This is a genomic window from Paenibacillus sp. FW126-R14, assembly GCF_058789495.1.
This window is the reverse complement of record NZ_JBYTBS010000001.1, coordinates 350,789-370,561: the sequence shown is the minus strand read 5'-3', so window position 1 is coordinate 370,561 and position 19,773 is coordinate 350,789. Positions and strand designations below refer to the sequence as shown.

Below are 19,773 nucleotides of genomic sequence, written 5' to 3'. Positions count from 1 at the left end.
ATTTATAATATTATTTGATGAACTTCAACTCTTTTTTTATCGTACTCTTTACGGTATTCCTCTCTACGTTTGAATTATTACTATTTGTCCACAAAACTAGCAATTTACAAAAAAACCACACAACACAAAAACCCATGTCTATTTGACATGAGTTTTTGTTCCAAACAACCTATCTCGTTTTGGAGCTAGCCAATAAATTCCTGAACCCATTCGCCGTTATAGTAAGCAATCCCAATTTGGGTGTAGCTGCTATTCAAGATATTGGCGCGGTGGCCAGGACTATTCATCCATTGGTTCATCACTTCCGCCGGGCTCGTCTGTCCTTGGGCAATATTTTCCCCTGCTGAGTTATAGGTGACTCCGTATGCATTCATCATATCAAATGGAGATCCATAAGTCGGGGACTGATGATCGAAATATTTATTGTTGTACATATCCTTTGCTTTGTCCATCGCTATTTTGGAAAGAGTGCCATTCATGCTTAAGGCATTCAAGCCTGCTTTCGATCTCTCTTGATTCACAAGATCCAACACTTGCTGCGCGGATTGTGATGCATTGGAGGCGGGCTGCGGATTTACGGGCGTTTGCGGACGAGCGGTCGGTTGATTGGCGGTTGGTTGCGGATTGGCGATTTGATTCGCCGGGTTTTCCGCCGGTGCATAATTGCGTTGAAACCAATCCAGCCAACTCGAAGCGTCATTCGGCATTTGTTTAGCCGTAATCGTTGATTTCCCTGCACCCCCGGTAGAAATGGATGAGGCTTGGGTTAAGGTTGACGTTGAAGGAGCATGAGGAGCACGCGTTTCAACCTTCGTTTGTTTCGCATTCAATTGATTGTTTGTCGAATGATTGCTAGAACAACCTGTAACGAGTAATAGTGCTGCTAGGATGACCGATGCTTTGATACAAACCCCTCCTGTACCGTAAAAGTAATTACGTTATCAAGTACAGGTTTTGTAATGTGCCATTGATTTATTCAGGCATTAATTACCGGGGTCGTCTTCCGCATTACTTGCCTAGAAAGTTTTTCATGAAAAAAGATAGCTGATATTCCATGCTGAGAGGATCGTTAAAGTAGAACGCCTTTGCGTCTGCCTCGTATACGTGTCCATTTTTAACTGCAGGAATATTCTTGTACGTTTCCGTGTTCTGGAACGAATTGTCTTCATCCGCATTTTTGCTGAAAATGATATAGTCGCCCAAGTAATCTTTCAGAACTTCCGTCGACAAGGCGAAGTAGCCTTCTTTCTTCGTCATTTCCTTAACTTTCTCCGGCATTGGGAGTCCGAACGCCTGATAGAGAATTTCGGTGCCGCGGCCAAAGTTATCGCCATAAACGTAGAGCTGCTTATTGAACGTCTCAATAACCGAGATCGTCGCATTCGCGCCGATTTTCGCCTTGATCTCTTCTCCGGCTTTTTTGGTCCGTGCTGAGAAATCATCGACCCAGGCTTGCGCTTCCTTTTCTTTATTCAACAATTTGCCGATTTCCAGCTGCTGCTTTAAGTAATCGACTTTCCCGTACGTATAGGTCACCGTTGGAGCAATTTTCTTGAACTTATCGATATTGTTAATATCGGACAAACCGATAATAAGATCCGGTTTCAGTTCAATGATTTTCTCAATGCTTTCGTCGGTCACCACTTCGACGTTTTTCAGTTTCTCTTGGAAATTCGGGTTGTTTTTGGACATCTCATCGACGCCCACTAAAGGCACGCCTAGCAGCATCACGTTACCTGTTAGAAATCGGGTAAGCACAACGACGCGCTGCGGATTAGCAGGAACCTGTACGGGTCCTTCCTCGGATTGGTAGGTAACGGTGCCGGATCCCGCGGCTGGCGCAGCTTCCTTGCTGCCGCAAGCGCTCAGAAAAACGGCGGTCAGGATAAATAAAACAAAAAGCTTTTTCATTGGATGACTCTCTCCCTTTTGACTACTCAATATTGATTATGAAAATCATTCTCATTTGTCTAGTTCATTATATGTATCCTTCGTTCGCCAAACCATGCCTTTTTGTTTGGAAATCGCCTTGTATTATTGATTGCTTGCAAATAAGGCTATCGCTCGCTGCAGCTGCAAACGAATGGAAATGGGATTGTAAGGTATCCACTCGTCCCGATCCAGCACAACCACTTTCTTCTGCATCACGGCAGAGAGCCTGTTCCAATAGGCAGAATTGAAAATGATTTCAGAATGCGCAATAGAACCGTTCGCATCTGGAAACACGACAACCAATAGTTGAGATCCTGCATAATCTTCTAAATCGGATAACTCAATCGGGATGGAATGAAATTGCTCCCCACGCTCCCGAATCTCTTGCTCGACTCTTGCAGGAGGCTGCAAGCCAAGTGATTGATACATCACGTAACCGACATTTCTAGCTCCATAAACGAGCAGTTTCTCCGGTTTAATAACGATAATCGTAACGATTTCTTTATGTATTGCGCTTTGCTGTATCCGCGAGCGGGCTTCCTGTTCCTCCTTTTGGAACATTTCCAGCCACTGCTCCGCCTGATCGCTCCTGTGAACAGACCGTGCGATAAGACGCAGGTGATCTTTCCAGCCCATTTCCATCCATGAAATATCGGCGATAGGCGCTATAACCCGCAAATGCCCAGGATTCAGTCCATATTCGTGCAAATGCTGTTTCGAAGCAACGATCAGCTCGATGTTGGCATTCAGCAGCGCAGTCCTCACCTGCTCAGATGAGCTGTTGATATCGATAAACATCATCGTTTGCGGCTGTTTGTCGGCCGTATTCACAAATTCGCTGCTATCTGAAATGGTGACGGCAGGCTCCAATCCCAGCAGCAACAAATGGCTTGCATAAGGTGTAGATATTACCGCTACATGCTGGATAGAACCGTGAATGTAGCCTGAAGGCGATGCTCCGGTCTGCTGCTTGAAACGGCGGCTGAGATAAAATTCATCCTTGTAACCTACCTTGAGCGCAATTTCCCTAAGCGTGTTTGAGCTTGTCATTAAAAGCTCCTTGGCCCGGTGAACGCGCAGTCTCGACAAGTATTCGTTAGGAGAAAAACCGGTATGCTGCTTAAACAGAATCGAGTAATGGGAACGGCTCACGCCTGCAATTGCAGCCAACTGCTCGCTCGTTATTTTATCGCTATAATGGTTCTCCAAGTACGTTATGCTTCGTTCCATGGTCGGCTGTTCGCTGGCAGCGAGCCCTGCCTCCTGATGCTCCAGCAGCTTAAGAATGATTTGGTGAAATTTCATTTGATTCTGCACATGGCGAACTTCGCTCACAGGTAAGCGATGGATATACAGCTCCTCCACATTGGACACAACCGCGGGTTCATTGGGAAGGAATAGGATGTTCGAGGCAGAGGCTACCCCGCTTTTTCGCAGCATGGCGTCTGGGTGCAGCGGTCTCAACTGCTCTTGGGCAGAAACCAAAAGCTTAAAAGCATGCAGCGGCAGCGCATGATTCGCAATCAATGAGGCATGGCTGTGCGCCGGGAGAAGGATGACGCTCCCTTCCATGAGATCGTAAGTTTGTGCTTTGGTCCTAAGGATGCCTTTGCCGCCTGCAATGGCAATCAATACGGTTCTATTCTCATTGATCGTAAAATGCGGCATACTCGAAGTGCTGTACAGCGAAACTATGCTGTCAGCCGTATATAACGGAAAGTGGGACTCGGCCCACTCCGAGACAACGTTATTCATCATCAAAGCCTCCTTAATTGTATGGATGATGAGGGGACGCCTGACTGCTCAGGGAAATGATGATTCTCTACGGGGTTATTTTGTTTTGAAAATATTGTTTTATTTGCTCCATAAGCGCTTTGGCTGCCTCGCTGAGATAACGGTCAGATCTGTAAATGATTTCTAAGCTGCGGCTTGGTGCGTTCTCCTGAAAGCGAATCATATGCAAATCAGGATCATTCATTTCCCGGATTAGGGGAAGAGGTTGGACCGTTGCACCAATATTCGCTTTGACCAGCTTAATAATCGAAGTGACCGAGCTCGTTTCAAGAATGGAATGGAGCCGAAAGCCATATGATTGAACCGTATCCTCTACAATTTCCCGTCCCATATAACCTTCAGGGTAAATAACGACCGGAAGTTCTCTCAATTCATCCACGGAAATGCTGGTTCGGGTCGCTAACGGATGCTGCTTGGATACAGTCAACACATATTCCTCTTTGCATAGAGGCATATTAATCAAACGATCATTTAGCGGAACGTTCGTCCCTATTCCAAAGTCTACTTCACTTTCAAGCACTTGCTGTGGTATGTCAATGGATGCAATGACTTTTAATTTAATTCTCGGAAACTTTTGATAAAAATCGATTAGAAGCTGGGTAATCCGGTAATCCAGATCAGATGGAAATATCCCCACTCTGATTGTGCCTGCCTGGATATGGCACAAATCTGCGATCGAATCTTTTACGTTCTGTATATTATCCAAAATCTTATTGCTATATTTCAGCAAGAGGATTCCAGCTTCGGTAAGTGCAATTTTTTTTCCGATACGATCAAAAAGAGGCATATTAAGCTCATCTTCCAGCGCCCGGATTTGCTGGCTCAGTGTCGGTTGCGTGACTCCGATCTTCTCAGCAGCCTTCGTAAAATGCATCTCTTCACATACGGCAATAAAATAGTGCAGCTGGCGTATTTCCAAGAAAACCACCTCAATCATTAGAAATATTTATGATTATAATAGAAATAATAATATTGATCAATCGTCGAATCCTATATACACTGTTCTACATAAAATGAATAATTTTTATTGAATGATGGAGATGATTGATCATGCGTTTTTTCGTTCTCATTACTGCTCTTTTTCTCGCTTCCCTGAATTTGAGACCTGTTATCACTTCCGTCTCTCCTTTACTTGGAACGATCCAAGAATCGCTGGGGATGAGCGGCTCCCTGGCTAGTCTGATGACCTCCTTGCCTGTGCTGTGCATGGGTTTCTTCGCCCCGGCGGCGGTTAAGCTTGGCAATCGATGGGGGATTGAAAAGACGATTGCCTATTGCCTTTTACTCATCGGGGTCGCTACGGCCTCGAGGTATTTCGTCAACTCCGCTTGGTTGATGCTCTTGACCGCCTTCCTGGCCGGTATCGGCATTGCCATCATCGGGCCTTTATTGTCCGGGTTTATCAAAGGAAATTTCGCCAACCCGTCAGCTATCGTCGGTGTCTATTCCACGGCGCTTGTCATCGGAGCCGCCCTTGGATCTGCTTTATCCTTACCCTTGCAGTCTGTCTTTCACCATTCGTGGCAGGCTTCCGTCGCATCATGGTCAATCCTGGCTTTCCTAGCGCTTATCTTGTGGTGGCGGCCTGTCCGGAAAGATCCGAAATTAAGCAATCCTGCCGCCTCGGGCAGCTTGCCCAAATCAGAAAAAAATAGCCTAAAGCTTCCATTAACAAATAAACGGGCTTGGCTGCTGACTTGTTTTTTCGGGTTGATGGCGTTCATCTTTTACTCGCTTACCGCATGGCTGGCTCCGATGGTGCAAGCTATGGGGTACGGGAAACAGACGGCAGGAATGATTTTGACGTTATTTTCCCTCGTGCAAATGCCGGTCTCCTTCCTGATTCCGATTCTGGTCTCCCGTTTCCAGCACAGAATGGTCTGGCTCATTGGCTGCTCGGTCATGGAGTTAATCGGGCTGATCTTGCTTCAAACTCCCGTGACCCCTTGGCTAACTTGTATTTTTCTTGGGATCGGCGCAGGCGGGCTGTTCCCTATGGCTTTAATGCTGCCAATTGATGAGACATCGAATTCGGAAGAAGCGAGCGCGTTGTCTGCCATGACGCAATCCGGGGGTTACATTTTTGCTGCCCTTGGTCCCCTTTTTGTAGGGTTAATCCATGATTATGCCGGCAGTTTTCCCCCTGCTCTGTTGGGAATGTCAATCTTGGTAGCGGTAATGATTCTCATCCAGTATAAAATCGGAAATAAAAAGGCCAAAATGGTACCATCCAAATAGTGTATTAAAGCACAATAACCGCTCTTCGGGATCTCCCTTATGAGCGGTTATTCGTACCTTTATTAAGTAAACACCATATTTTTACCATAAAAAATCTCGTCCATCTCCCACTTGACGCTCTTCTCGATTTCCAGCTGTTCCTCCTTGCTCAACGAATCTTTCGTATAGCCGAACAAATAGTTATTCAAATCAAATTCCCGAAGCTTACATTTCGTATGAAAGATGTTTTCCTGATAGACGTTCACATCAATCATGTGGTACATGTCTTTGATTTCGCCAGGAATATAGTTTTGGATGGAGCTGATTTCATGATCGATGAACAGCTTGTGGCCCATGATGTCGCGTGTGAACCCTCTAACTCGATAATCCATCGTCATAATGTCCGTGTCAAAGGATCGAATGAGATAGTTCAGTGCTTTAAGCGGCGAAATTTCACCGCAAGTCGAGACGTCGATGTCAGCCCGAAAGGTGCTGATGCCCTCGTCCGGGTGATATTCAGGATACGTATGCACCGTAATATGGCTGGTGTTCAAATGCACAACGACCGCATCCGGGAGCGGCCCGGGAGACTCTTCAAACGATTCGTTGGAAGCCTTCTCGATCGGCCCTTCCGATACCAGCATCGTCACACTTGAGCCTTGCGGCTCATAGTCCTGCTTGGAAATGTTCAGAATATGAGCGCCGATAATGTCGGCAACGGATTTCAAGATGGCGGTCAAACGGTCTGCGTTGTACTGCTGGTCTATGTAAGCGATGTAAGCTTCGCGCTCTTCTTTCGTTTTCGTAAAGCAAATATCGTACATGTTAAAGCTTAAAGATTTGGTTAAATTATTAAACCCATGCAAAGTAATGCGCTGCTCTGATGTTAATTTCAATGATTCTCCCCCTTAACGTTAACGCTCTATCGCGGATAATTTGTAACTACTAAGTTAGGATGTGATGCGCGGGCTGCTTCTATTCCATTATTCGACATGCAAAAAGAGATGATGCCTCAAAGACATCACCTCCTACCTCTTCTCTTCATTTTGCTAAAATTCCTAAGCATCCCGTTTCGCAGTCAAATGAACTGCAAGCTGATTCGTTCGCTGCTTGTTCAGCGGATAAAAGAAAACAATAATCAAGAAAATGAGCAGATAGACGATACCAGGGATTAAGGTGGCTAACTTGTATATGCCGTCAAGCGCTTCTTGGGTCTGCACAGAACGGGCGGCATCGTAGCCGATGGAGCCGATTGCAATGCCTCCGATCCCTCCGGCAAGCGCTTGGCCTACTTTTCGGGCAAAAGAATAAATCGAGTACACAGTGCCATCTTCGCGTAGTCCGGTGACATACTCCTGATAGTCAATGACATCGGTTACAAAAGCCCAAACGACCAAATTGAAAAAGGCAAAGCCAAACATACCCAGTCCGGAAATGATAACAAATTGTAACGCGGTTACATGCGGCAAGAAATACAAAGCCAGATAGACAATCGATGAAAGCAGCATCCCCGCTGCCGCTATTTCTTTCTTGCCGAATTTGTTCACGAGCGATTTGACGAACGGAATGGCGATAAACACGGCGGCGGTTTGAATTAAACCGGCCATACTCAACATCGAAGCGCTTCCAAAATAATTTTTATACAAATACACATTCACTGCGCCGACAAGCATAGAGAGCATCATAAATGTCAGCGAGGCCAACAGGATGGAGATTAAGGGCCTGTTTTTGAGCAAACCTTTTAACGTTGTGCCTAAATGAATCTTGTTCTGTTTCGTTTCAGACAGGTTAATACGCTCTGTCGATAATTTGTAGCAAGCCATATAGCAGGAGATCGAAAGAATCCCGAACAGAATGGCGGCCAGCATAAATCTGTCAGAATCTGCTTTATTGTTGACAAACAGGATCAACGGTCCGAGAACATTAATAATTAAGCCGGCGAGATTAGCCCCCATCGTCCTGAACGTCGACAGAGTCGTGCGTTCAACGCTATCGCTCGTAATGACGGAAGCCATCGATCCGTAAGGAATATTGACCGTGCTGTATAAAGTTCCCCATATCAGATACGTAACAAATGCATAGGCCAAATAGAACCCATCGGACATGCCTGGAATTTTCACGAACATCAGAATGCCTGACAAAACCAGCGGAAAGGACATTCGGAAGATCCAAGGCTTGAATTTGCCTTGAATCCCCGCTTTTCTCGTGTCAATGAACCGCCCCCAAACAACATCTGCAATAGCGTCCCAGAGTCTTGCAATCAAGAACATGAGTCCGATCGTCGCCGCGTGAATCTTGAAAATGTCCGTATAGTAGACCATTAAGAACGAGCTTACGAGAATAAAGAAGAAATCGTTTCCGAAATCGCCGAACAAATAGCCAAGCTTATCCCGAATGCCAAACGGACGGCTTGTCATGACGTTCATTGCCGGTTTCGACGTAGTTTGAATGTCCACATTACTCATAGTATTCCTCCCGCGGATTGACAAATGTTGTTTGCGCTTCGACTATTTTTTGTATCCGTAATCCGGTATAGCTGACCATCTTTTGCGCAATTCATGCGCGGCATATTTCGGCTTCCGGTCCCTGGTGAAAATTCCTTTCTTATTCCCTTGAACCCGCATGATGCCTTGAGACGTATTGAAATCTGCAAAATTCCATACCTGTTCGCCAACGAAAGCAGCAAATTCATCAAATACTTCATGGTTCGCACGCAAGTATTCGACCTGATACTCTTCGGTGAACATCACAGGGTCTACATCGTGCAGCCCGGCAACGGTATCCGCGCCATACTCTGTCATCATGATCGGTTTGCCCGGGCAGCGCTTGCCCCAACCTTCCAGTTCTTCACGCAGCTTGACTTTGGCAGCCTCCATATCGCCGCTTTGCACGTACCAGCCGTAGTAACGGTTGAGTGCAAGCACATCGACAAGTTCCGCAACTTTACATGTATCCGGGGTGGACATTAAGTGCGTAACGATAGTGACCGGTCTTTTTTGCGGGTCAAGTTCTTTCGCCAGCTCGACAAGCGGCTTAAAGTAATCATCCGCTCCCTCTTCCTCGGAAGCCGGTTCATTGGCAATGGACCACATGACGACACACGGATGGTTTTTATCGCGGGCAATAAGTTCCCGGATCATATCCTGGTGATGCTCCTTTGTTCGAAGCTCCTCCCACGTCTTTCTCTTCGGACCGCCTCCGAAAATCGCCATGAAATTCAAGTGCAAACCGACAGCAGGCGTCTCATCAATAACAACAAGGCCTTCTTGGTCAGCAAGCCGCATGAGCTCTTCGGAATACGGGTAGTGGGCAGTGCGGAACGAATTCGCGCCGATCCACTTCATCAGCCGGAAATCCAGCACGTTGGCTGCTTCATCAAATCCTCTGCCATGGATCGGGGAATCCTCATGCTTCCCAAACCCTTTAAAATAAAACGGTTTATCGTTAATCAGGAATTTCCCTTCTTTGACCTCCACCGTTCTAACGCCAAAAGGCTGTTCGTACACATCGACTACGTTGCCATTTTGGAATATCTCAACTTTAAGCGTATACATGTAAGCATTCAAAGGCTCCCAACGTGTCACCTCATGGACAGTGATCGTGCCCTGGCTGCCACTGCTTTCCCCTACGACGGCTCCCGATTGATCGATCACAGCTGCCTTCAATTGCCCTTCTCCGACAATGTCGACTTCATATTGAACAATCCCGTCTTGCGCTTTCACATCGGTAACAATCGTCACATCTTTCACATACGTATGAGGTGTCGTATAAATTTTCACCGGTCTATGGAGTCCTGCGTAATTAAAAAAGTCAAAGTTCGGACTGTTTTTCGCGACCATGCCCTTGCCCGGAATTTCCTGCTCACTGTAAATGCCGACGGGAAGCGTCGATTCGTCCACGATATTATTCACGGCAACCATCAAACGGTTATGACCTGTTTTGAGATAAGCATTAATCTCGGCTTCAAACGGTGTAAATCCGCCTTTGTGCTCGACAACCGGTTCACCATTTACATAAACGATTGCTTTATGAGTCGCCGAACCGAAGCGCAGGACAATCCGTTCCGATAAAAGCAAATTTAACATTGTAAAATCTCTCTCGTACCAGACCCAACCCACATGGTTCCGAATATCCGCGGTTGCGCCTACATCATTGAAAGAAGACGGTACAGACATAGGGATGGTCTCAGTCAGAGCGGCTGCATGCCATTTCTCTTGAAAGCCCTTTCCAAAATCCAGTTTAAATCTCCATATCCCACTAAGATCTATAATGCCCCTTGACTCCGTTACGATTGGATATAGCATAGTTACCGCTCCTTTTTTCGTTTTCAATCTCAACAATTCAGATTATACTAAGATAAATGCGCAGCAAGTAGGACGTAATTTGCATATATAGGACAATTCAAACGCACATTTTCACATGTCAGGAGAATCCAATGACCATACAACCTCTTCACTTATCCGCCATCTCGCTTACGATTTTTCACATCACCGATATCAATACGACCGTTTTAAGCAGCAGCGGAGGCGTTCAGATGAGCCACGAGCATGACCGCATGCCGGACTTTCTGAAAGAATGGCTGCAGGATGACATGCACTTCCTATGCGCGGAAACGCAAATATCTCCCGGACGATGCTGCAAATATACGAATGCATGGGGAGTTACGTATTTAGCCAGAGAGTTTCGAGTAAAAGAGGAGCCGTCCAAGATTTTAGTCACAGGTCCCTTCTTGCTGCAGGTGCCTGATGTCAACCGATTATCTTTGAATTTCAAACTGGACCAGCAGAAGCGGATTGAATTGGAAGGTTTTTATCGGGGATTAAAATTAATCAGCACGGCCCGTGTTCAAAGCATGGCCAATATTTTCGAGCAAATCGGGGGCATATCGCAAACCGATATCCGGGAATTGGAGCTTCGGCCGCAAGCAGCCGAATCGCCGCGGCAGAAAAAGATAGAGCTCATGCTGCAGCAGCGCGATGAAGCTTACATCGACCTTATCGAGCTGCGTTATGAAATGGAACAAGAAATGATACTCGCGGTGCAGCATGGCGATCAGGAATTGGTGCAGCAAGTTCAAGGAAAAATGAAAAATCTGTACGACTTTTCCGAACGATTTCCTAACCAGCCGGTTAGAGCTTTAAGAAATGCGCTCATTATCCTCAATACCTTGTTGAGAGTCGCAGCCAGAAACGTGAACGTCCAACCCTTTTTCCTGCATCAGATTTCGGAGAAATTCGCCAAACTCATTGAACGGACGGAGACGATTGATTCCCTCAATAAGTTGATGACGACCATGCACGACGAGTATTGCAAGCTGGTACGCCTCTATGCAGTAAAAGGGTATTCACCCCTGGTCCAAAAAGTCATTCAATTCGTATTCCTGCATTACAATAAGCCTTTAAGTTTAGAAGAAATTGCGCTGGCCTGCCATGCTCACCCCTCGCATATTTCAAGACAATTCAAGAAAGAAACGGGGATCACGATGACGGATTATCAGCAGAAGCGGCGAATCGAAGAATCCAAGCCTCATCTCAAAAGAGGCGATGCTTCCATCAAAGAGATTGCCGAATCGATAGGCTTTGATGACGCGGGCTATTTTACCCGCATTTTCAAAAAGCTGGAGGGAATAACACCGACCGATTATCAAAAAAGATGAGCGATCGCCTTTCCTTTTCATTGGAATTCGGACAAGCTTAATGATACAATATGGAAATAATATGAAACTAATCAATCTGAGGAGTGAAACGAATGGCTTTAGATATTTACTTGAATTTCAATGGAAATTGTCGTGAAGCGGTGGAATATTATGCAGAGGTTTTTGGAACGGAGCAGCCCCGAATCATGACGTTTGGCGATACGCCATCCGATCCGGCGCACCCGCTTCCGGACGAAGCGAAATCCTTGGTCATGCATGCCAGACTTACGATTAGCGGCAGCACGGTCATGTTCTCGGATGTATTTCCCGGCATGCCGTTCGTAGCTGGAAGCAATTTTTCTATCTCACTGGTAAGTAGAGATATCGAAGAAGTTAAATCTGCCTTTCATAAGCTGAAAGAAGGCGGTCAAGTTACCATGGAGCTTCAGAAAACGTTCTGGAGCGAATGCTACGGCATGCTGGTAGACAAGTTTGGCATCCATTGGATGTTCAACTATGACAACGGCGAAGTTGTGTACTAATTCCAAATAGCTTGCTAACGAATAAGGAACACGCCCCTTCCCTTCCGAGGAAGAGATGGCGTGCTCCTTTTTTTTATTCACAATATAGGTGAAATTAGTTTCGAAATGGATTCCAGGAAGCGGATTCTTAGGGAACGCTTTTCATATTCCTCCAAGGTCAATTCCATGCACCCTTCCATATCCCTCCAGAAGATGTTCTCCAACTTTTTCGCCGTCTCTTCGTGATACATCAGAGCATTCGTCTCGAAATTAAGCCGGAGGCTGCGAATATCGAAATTCGCCGTCCCTACCGAAGCCACTTTCCCATCGACTACAATCGTCTTCGCATGCAAGAAACCATAATCGTACAAGTAACACTTCACCCCGGCCCGCAGCAATTCACCGACATAATAGAGGGATGCCCAGTGAACAAACAAGTGATCCGCCTTCTGCGGTATCATAATGCGAACATCAATGCCGGATAAGGCGGCAATTCGCAGCGCATTGAGCATGCTCTCCTCCGGAATAAAATAAGGCGTCTGAAGAAGTATCCGGCTCTTCGCCATATGAATCATTTTGAGAAACGTATACACAAAATGCGGCCATTCTTCGTTCGGCCCACTGGCGATAATCTGCATCGGGACCTGATTCTGCAGACTGCCCGCTTCATCGCGATCGGGAAAATAGCGCTGATCCACCTCAAGCGGTGCCGCCGCGGCTAAATTCCAGTCCAAGATGAAGCGGGACTGCAGAGCCCGAACCACACTGCCCGTTAAACGCAGGTGAGTATCCCGCCAGAAGCCGAAACGAGGGTTCAGTCCGAGATATTCATTCCCCACATTGAAGCCGCCCATATAGCCAATCTGACCGTCAATGATGACAAGCTTCCGGTGATTGCGATAATTAACCCGGTAGTTCAAGTACGGAATTCGTGACGGGAAAAAAGCGGCTTTCTGCCCGCCGGCTTTCAGAAAATCACGGAAGAAAGAATCTTTTAAAGCACGTGAGCCGATGTCGTCATACAAGAATCTAACGATGACGCCCTGCTCTGCTTTTTTCGTTAGTGCCTGCATGATCTTCTGGCCGAGCGAGTCATTCTTCACGATGTAATACTGCATATGAATATGCGTCTGCGCAGCTTCAATTTTCATAAGGAGATCGCTAAACTTCGCATTTCCATCCGTAAAAATATGGACACCGTTATCCTGAGTTAGAAAAGCGTCATTGGAGGACACATTCAAATAAATGAGATCACGGTATTCGCTGACCATGGGAGCAATATATGCCATCGTCCCGTTCATCAGCTGCTCCCGCTGCTCGGAAATGACCGTCTGCATTCTTTCCAGCATCCGCCTGTTCCATTTATACAGCTTTCGGCGGCTCAAATTTTGCCCTAACATCACATAGAGCAGAAAGCCGAGAATCGGAATAAACAAGAGCACCATCAACCACGACCATGTAGCGGCTACGTTGCGGCGTTCTAAGAAAACAACCGTTAAAGCGAGCATGATATTAATGATAAAGACAACCGTTAGCGCGTGCGATAGCCAATCCATTGGGCCACTCCTAACCTTTGATGTCAGCGGATCAGGAATATTATACCTTATTTTCGGCAAATTCGAAAAAAACCTCTTATTCTTAGTAAGAATAAGAGGAAGAGTCTGTCCTTATGCTATTTTTAATTTGGCACAGCTTCCGCAAATAATAGACGCCGCCTACTTTAAGGACATCATCCGAATACGCTTCTATGAGTGTTCCCGAATCTTCCAATTCATCGTCAAACCACACCTCAACCGGTGTTTGAAATAGCATGCAAAGATACAGATCAGCATCTGTTAAACAAACTGTAGTCCGGCTCATTATGACAATTGCCTCCTCTACCGAATTTCACCCGACAGGATACTTATCGTCATTTGTGAAGCAAAAATGAAGAGGCAATAGGTAAAAAAGACTGGAAAGCATGAGCCTCCAGTCCTGTTTCTTCCTTTAGTTAACCATTTCCTGATAAAGTTCGATGTACTGCTGCGCAGACTTTTTCCAGCTAAAGTCACCTTTTTTCATATTCTGCTGAATCTTCAGCCATGCGTCTCGATCGTTTTTGTAGAAAAAGACGGCCCGGCGGATCGTATGCAGCATATCGTGGGCATTGTAATTCCGGAAGGAGAAGCCGGTGCCTTCGCCCGTGAACTCATTGTACGGCTGAACCGTATCCTTGAGCCCGCCGGTTTCCCTCACAATCGGTACCGAACGGTACCGGAGCGCAATCAGCTGCCCAATGCCGCATGGCTCGAACTGAGAGGGCATCAGGAACATATCTGAGGCGGCATAAATTTGATGCGCCAACGCTTCGTCAAAGAGAATCTGGGCCGATACTTTGTCTGGGTAGTTCTGGGCAGCGTCTTTAAACATCTCCTCATAGCCATGTTCGCCAGTGCCCAGTACGACGAGCTGAATATCCAGCGCGAGAATTTCGGAGATCACATGCTGGATGAGGTCAAGCCCCTTCTGCTGCACCAGACGGGTGACTAAGGCAATCATGGGGACATCCGCCTTGACGGCGAGTCCCAGCCTCTCTTGGAGGGCTGTCTTGTTCATCTGCTTTTTCGGCAGCGAATCCCGGTAATTGACCACGAGGTGCGGATCGCTCATCGGATCGAACACCTCATAGTCGATACCGTTCACGATGCCCGTTAACTGATCTTTGCGGTGACGCAGCAGGCTGTCCAAATATTCGCCATAATAAGGCGTTTGAATTTCTTCGGCATAAGTCTGACTCACCGTTGTTATACGGTCGGAGTACAGCAATCCGCCTTTCAGGAAGCTGGCACCTCCATGCAGTTCAAGCGCAGTGCCTGTAAAATGATCGTCAGACAAGCCGAATAGTTCCTTGAACAAGGATTGGCTGAATACGCCCTGGTATTTCAAATTATGCACCGTCGATATCGTTTTGATTTCGCTATAGAATGGCAGATGTTGATAGTGCGCCTTTAGCAGTACCGGGATCATTCCCGTTTGCCAATCGTGGCAATGGATAACGTCCGGCTGGAAATCAAGCAAGGGCAATGTTTCAATAACGCCTTTGCAAAAGAAAGCAAAACGCTCCGCCTCATCCCCATAACCGTAAATCCCCGGGCGATTGAAATAAAATTCATTGTCGACGAAATAGAACGTAACTCCGTCATGCTGCAGCACTTCTATGCCGATGTACTGCTTTCTCCATCCGACATAAATGTCATGGGTGACTGCTGTTAGCATGGCATCCCGATACTTGGCGGGAATTCCCCCGTATTTAGGCAAAATGACGCGAACATCCAGCCCTTGTCCGACAAGCTCTTTCGGCAGCGAACCGATTACGTCGGCCAAGCCTCCCGTTTTAATAAATGGAACCGCCTCTGAAGCAGCAAACAGTACTTTCATCTTTCCACTCCTCTGAATGTCGATACCGGTTAGATCACTTTGGTTTTCGCTGCGATGAACGGCGCCTTGTTATCCCCGGTCAGCACGCGTCCGCGGGAAATGAAGACATCCTTGTCGAGAATCGCGTTCTCAATAATAACATTCTCTTCAATTTCGCAGTTTTGGAGAATAATGCTGTTTTTTACATAAGCGCCTTTGCGAATCTTCACTCCGCGGAACAGGATGCTGTTCTCCACCTTTCCTTCGACGATACAACCGTTCGCGATCAGCGTGTTTTTGGCAGAAGCCGATTCCAAATATTTCGCAGGCGGCTCATCTTTTACTTTCGTAAAGATATGGTTTTTCTGGAAGAACAACTCTCGCCAGATTGCCGGATTCAACAACTGCATACTGTGCTTGTAGTAGCCTTGAATCGAATTCACGATTCCTACGTGGCCTTCAAATTTATAGCCATACACACTAAGCTTATCAATATTTTTCATGATGCCGTCGCGCACCAGATGATCATAGCCTTGGGCGAGGCAGGATTCCACCATATCCAGCAGCAGCGCTTTGCTCATGATATACATTTCCATCGAAATGTTGTTGGTCCGCAGCCTTCCGGTGTGGTCTTCCATTAACGTCACTTGTCCGTTCTCTTTGACCGCCAGACGCCGGAATTTGCCTTGAATGTCTTCATCCGTTTGTTTATAGATGACGGTAATGTCCGCTTGATTGTCCTCGTGATAGCGAATGACGTCGCGCAGGTCCAAGTTGCAGACCATATGGCTGCGTGAAATGACAACAAGCTCTTCTTTGCCGCGATAGAAATAGTCCCGATGGCTGTAGAATTGGTACAAATCACCGCGTGAAATGCCCGTTGGTTCGTCCAGCACCGAAGGAAGAACGAACAATCCGCCGCGTTTTCTGTCCAAATCCCACTCTTTCCCGGACCCCAGATGGTCCATCAAGGAACGGTATTTATGCTGCGTAAATACAGCCACGTTATCGATCCCGGAATTCACCATATTCGACAATGTAAAATCAATTAAGCGGTAGCGACCGCCGAATGGCACCGATGCAGGGCAGCGGAAATAGGTCAGTTCCTCCAAATCATCCGGCTCATTCACTAAATTAATGACACCCATCACATGTTTCATCTGAGATCATCCCTTCTGTTTGGCAGTCGCTAATACCCGTTCATTGCCGCCGATAAGTGTAATTTCACCATGACCGTCTACAACCGCACCGTCTTCCACGACCGTGTTTTCGCCGATAATCGCTTTGCTGATCTTCACATTGTTGCCGATTTTGGCATTCGGCATAATGACGGAGTCGCGAATTTGGCTGCCTTCTCCGACTTGAACGCCGAAAAACAGCACGGAATGATCGACATCTCCGAAAATCGCGCAGCCCTCATTGACGAGCGAACGCTTAATGTTCGCTGTCGGAGCCACATATTGCGCTGGCTGGTACGGATTTTGGGAGTAAACGCGCCAATCTTTATCATTCAGGTTCAGCTCGTTATTCTCATCAAGCAGATCCATGTTCGCTTCCCATAAGCTATCAATGGTCCCGACATCTTTCCAGTAGCCGTCAAACGGATAGGCATACATTTTGGCTTCATTTTGCAGCATCATCGGGATAATATCTTTCCCGAAATCTTTGCTGGAATTCGGATTTTCCTCATCCGCAATCAAATACGCTTTTAGAACGCTCCAATTAAAAATATAAATACCCATGGAAGCCAAATTGCTGTTCGCTTCTTTTGGTTTTTCGGCAAATTCGGTAATCTCTTGATTCTCATTAACGCTCATAATTCCGAAACGGCTCGTTTCTTCCCATTTCACTTCAATCACGGCAATACTTGCGTCGGCTTTTTTCTCTTTGTGGTAGGAAAGCATTTTATCATAATCCATTTTGTAAATGTGATCACCCGAGATGATCAAGACATACTCCGGATCGTACTGCTCGATAAACCCAATATTGCGATAGATCGCATTGGCTGTTCCTTTATACCAATCTCCGCCTTTTTGTTCCATGAACGGAGGCAAAACGGTGACACCGCCATATTTGCGGTCCAAATCCCACGAACTGCCGATTCCAATATACGTGTTCAGCACAAGAGGTTGATACTGGGTCAAGACACCAACGGTGTCAATACCTGAGTTCGTGCAATTGCTAAGGGTAAAATCAATGATTCGGTACTTCCCGCCAAAATGTACGGCCGGCTTAGCCAAATTATTCGTGAGTACGCCTAATCTTCGTCCTTCTCCACCAGCGAGCAGCATGGCAACACATTCTTTACTGCGCATCTCTGATTTCCCCCTTCAACTTCGTATGGTCTAGTTGGAATTCTTTCACACACTTTATATAAACAGCCGCAAGCGGCGGAATACACAGAGACAAGCTATAAGGCAGTTCGTGCCATTTTCTTTTTGCACTTGTGATGGGCAGCTTGTTTCCTTGGCCGGAACCGCCAAATTCAGGAGCATCGCTGTTGAAAACAACCTCGTATACACCGTTTCGAGGCACGCCGATCCGGTAATCGGGATGAACCACCGGCGTGAAATTACAGACGAGAATCAAATCATCCTGCGGCAAATCTCCTTTGCGCATGAAGGTGACTACGCTTTGGCTCTCATCGTGCGGATTAATCCATTTGAATCCATCCGGACTGTGGTCCTTTTGCCATAAAGCCGGTTGATCCAAATAAAATTGATTCAGGGCCTTGACGTAAGCGTGCATCTGTTCATGTTTCTCATAACCGTCCAAGAGGAACCAATCCACTTCCTCCTGGTCTTTCCATTCGTCGAATTGACCGAATTCGCTGCCCATGAACAGCAGCTTTTTGCCGGGATGGCCCGACATATAGCCATACAGCACGCGCAGGTTGGCGAATTTCTGCCAATAATCTCCTGGCATTTTGTGCAGAAGCGAACGTTTGCCATGGACGACCTCATCGTGTGAAAAAGGCAGTACATAGTTTTCGCTAAAAGCGTACATAAAGGAGAAAGTGATCAGCTTATGATGATATTTGCGGTGGACCGGGTCCAGCTTCATATAACGAAGCATATCATTCATCCAGCCCATGTTCCATTTATAGTTAAATCCAAGTCCGCCGTCATGCACTGGAGCCGTAACAAGCGGCCAATCCGTTGAGTCTTCAGCCATCATGAGCGCTTCCGGATAATAAGAGAAGACAACCTGATTCAGCTTTCGCAAGAAAGCGACGGCTTCCGGATTATCATCGCCGCCCCATTGATTCTTGAGAGGCTTCTCATTCCATCTGCCGAAATTCAAATGCAGCATCGAAGCTACAGCATCCACCCGGATGCCGTCCATATGGTACACATCCATCCAAAATATGGCGTTGGAAATAAGAAAGCTTTGCACCTCCGGCCTGCCAAAATCAAACGTCAAAGTCCCCCATTCCCGTTTCTCGGCTTTGCTCGGGTCTTGATATTCATAAAGCGGCTTGCCGTCGAACTGTCTGAGGCCGTGAGCGTCCTTACAGAAATGGCCCGGCACCCAGTCCATAATGACGCCGATCCCTTTCTGATGGCAGCGGTCGACGAAATGCATAAATTGTTTCGGCGAACCATGCCTGCTCGTAACGGAGAAATACCCTGTCGCTTGATAGCCCCAAGAGCGGTCAAACGGGTGCTCGGCAAGCGGCATAACTTCAATATGTGTATAGCCCATGTCCACTGCGTAATCGACTAACTCATCGGCCAGTTGGTCATAGGTGTATAATTCTTCGCTGTGTCTGTCTTTTTTGCGCCATGTACCCATATGTACTTCGTAAATAGATAGAGGCCTGTTATAGGCGGGACTTGCTTTTTTGTGCTCCTGCCAAGCTTCATCCTTCCATTCGTAACCTCCCAGATCGGCCACGCGCGAAGCTGTCCCTGGGCGTACTTCGGAATAAAAGGCATAAGGGTCGGCTTTCAACAAAATTTGACCTGTTTCACTGTGAATTTCGTACTTGTAATAGTCGCCTTCGCTCGCTTCCGGAACAAACAGCATCCAAACCCCAAGCGTGCTGAACTTCTCCATGCGATGGATCCCGGATTGCCATTGATTGAAATCGCCAAGCAAGCTGACTTGTCTGGCATGAGGCGCCCATACGGCGAAACGAACGCCTTCATTTCCTTGTTCTTTGCTAACATGCGCCCCTAGGATGCGATAGCTGTGATAAAGGGATCCTTCATGAAGCAGAAACAAATCTTCTGAGCTGGGTATACCAACATTTGCCCCCATGTTATCCCTCCCATC

The 19,773-nt window shown here is 46.7% G+C and carries 16 protein-coding genes; 3 read left to right on the top strand and 13 right to left on the bottom strand.

All coding sequences use genetic code 11. The annotated features are described in order from the left end of the window. Positions 1-185 precede the first annotated feature (185 nt). The 4 genes from AC3WRW_RS01425 to AC3WRW_RS01410 form a co-directional block, all read right to left on the bottom strand. Entirely contained in the window at positions 186-830 is a 645-nt protein-coding gene (locus tag AC3WRW_RS01425; RefSeq protein WP_492544266.1) for a CAP domain-containing protein, read from the bottom strand. A 178-nt stretch (positions 831-1,008) separates the two neighbouring features. Beyond that, positions 1,009-1,911 carry an ABC transporter substrate-binding protein gene (locus tag AC3WRW_RS01420; RefSeq protein WP_492544264.1) on the bottom strand — a complete coding sequence of 301 codons (903 nt, stop codon included), beginning with the start codon at positions 1,909-1,911 and terminating at the stop codon, positions 1,009-1,011. Positions 1,912-2,034: 123 nt separating this feature from the next. After that, on the bottom strand, positions 2,035-3,687 hold the full coding sequence (locus tag AC3WRW_RS01415; protein ID WP_492544262.1) for a helix-turn-helix domain-containing protein: 1,653 nt from the start codon (positions 3,685-3,687) through the stop codon (positions 2,035-2,037). A 67-nt stretch (positions 3,688-3,754) separates the two neighbouring features. Next, positions 3,755-4,645, bottom strand: a complete 891-nt coding sequence (locus tag AC3WRW_RS01410) for a LysR family transcriptional regulator (protein WP_492544260.1) — start codon at positions 4,643-4,645, stop codon at positions 3,755-3,757. 131 nt (positions 4,646-4,776) lie between these two features. Between AC3WRW_RS01410 and AC3WRW_RS01405 the strand changes: the two genes are divergently transcribed. After that, on the top strand, positions 4,777-5,964 hold the full coding sequence (locus AC3WRW_RS01405) for an MFS transporter (protein WP_492544258.1): 1,188 nt from the start codon (positions 4,777-4,779) through the stop codon (positions 5,962-5,964). Between the two features lie 62 nt (positions 5,965-6,026). Here the strand turns inward: AC3WRW_RS01405 and speD are convergent, their stop codons facing one another. The 3 genes from speD to uidA form a co-directional block, all read right to left on the bottom strand. Next, positions 6,027-6,839, bottom strand: coding sequence for an adenosylmethionine decarboxylase (speD, locus tag AC3WRW_RS01400; protein ID WP_171682002.1), 813 nt, complete (start codon positions 6,837-6,839; stop codon positions 6,027-6,029). Between the two features lie 162 nt (positions 6,840-7,001). Continuing rightward, positions 7,002-8,408 carry an MFS transporter gene (locus AC3WRW_RS01395; protein ID WP_492544255.1) on the bottom strand — a complete coding sequence of 469 codons (1,407 nt, stop codon included), beginning with the start codon at positions 8,406-8,408 and terminating at the stop codon, positions 7,002-7,004. Positions 8,409-8,450: 42 nt separating this feature from the next. After that, the gene (uidA, locus tag AC3WRW_RS01390; protein WP_492544253.1) at positions 8,451-10,247 is read right to left on the bottom strand and encodes a beta-glucuronidase; all 1,797 of its coding nucleotides are present in this window, start codon (positions 10,245-10,247) and stop codon (positions 8,451-8,453) included. 131 nt (positions 10,248-10,378) lie between these two features. On the opposite strand from uidA, the gene AC3WRW_RS01385 reads away from it, so the two are divergent. Continuing rightward, positions 10,379-11,599, top strand: a complete 1,221-nt coding sequence (locus AC3WRW_RS01385) for a helix-turn-helix transcriptional regulator (RefSeq protein ID WP_492544252.1) — start codon at positions 10,379-10,381, stop codon at positions 11,597-11,599. A gap of 92 nt (positions 11,600-11,691) precedes the next feature. Continuing rightward, positions 11,692-12,120 (top strand): VOC family protein, encoded by a 429-nt coding sequence (locus tag AC3WRW_RS01380; RefSeq protein ID WP_492544250.1) that lies wholly within the window; start codon positions 11,692-11,694, stop codon positions 12,118-12,120. Between the two features lie 77 nt (positions 12,121-12,197). Here the strand turns inward: AC3WRW_RS01380 and cls are convergent, their stop codons facing one another. The 6 genes from cls to glgB all read right to left on the bottom strand — a co-directional run bounded on the left by cls (position 12,198) and on the right by glgB (position 19,758). Beyond that, complete coding sequence (gene cls, locus AC3WRW_RS01375; protein ID WP_492544248.1) at positions 12,198-13,655, bottom strand: cardiolipin synthase; 1,458 nt, start codon at positions 13,653-13,655, stop codon at positions 12,198-12,200. An 82-nt stretch (positions 13,656-13,737) separates the two neighbouring features. Then, positions 13,738-13,959, bottom strand: coding sequence for a hypothetical protein (locus tag AC3WRW_RS01370; protein ID WP_492544246.1), 222 nt, complete (start codon positions 13,957-13,959; stop codon positions 13,738-13,740). A gap of 126 nt (positions 13,960-14,085) precedes the next feature. After that, positions 14,086-15,516: a glycogen synthase GlgA gene (glgA, locus tag AC3WRW_RS01365; protein WP_492544244.1), complete on the bottom strand. Its 1,431-nt coding sequence runs from the start codon at positions 15,514-15,516 to the stop codon at positions 14,086-14,088. Between the two features lie 29 nt (positions 15,517-15,545). Next, entirely contained in the window at positions 15,546-16,655 is a 1,110-nt protein-coding gene (glgD, locus tag AC3WRW_RS01360; RefSeq protein ID WP_492544243.1) for a glucose-1-phosphate adenylyltransferase subunit GlgD, read from the bottom strand. 6 nt (positions 16,656-16,661) lie between these two features. Next, complete coding sequence (locus AC3WRW_RS01355; RefSeq protein WP_492544241.1) at positions 16,662-17,810, bottom strand: glucose-1-phosphate adenylyltransferase; 1,149 nt, start codon at positions 17,808-17,810, stop codon at positions 16,662-16,664. Next, positions 17,800-19,758: a 1,4-alpha-glucan branching protein GlgB gene (gene glgB / locus AC3WRW_RS01350; protein ID WP_492544239.1), complete on the bottom strand. Its 1,959-nt coding sequence runs from the start codon at positions 19,756-19,758 to the stop codon at positions 17,800-17,802. Before glgB ends, AC3WRW_RS01355 begins: the two co-directional genes overlap by 11 nt. Positions 19,759-19,773 lie beyond the last annotated feature (15 nt).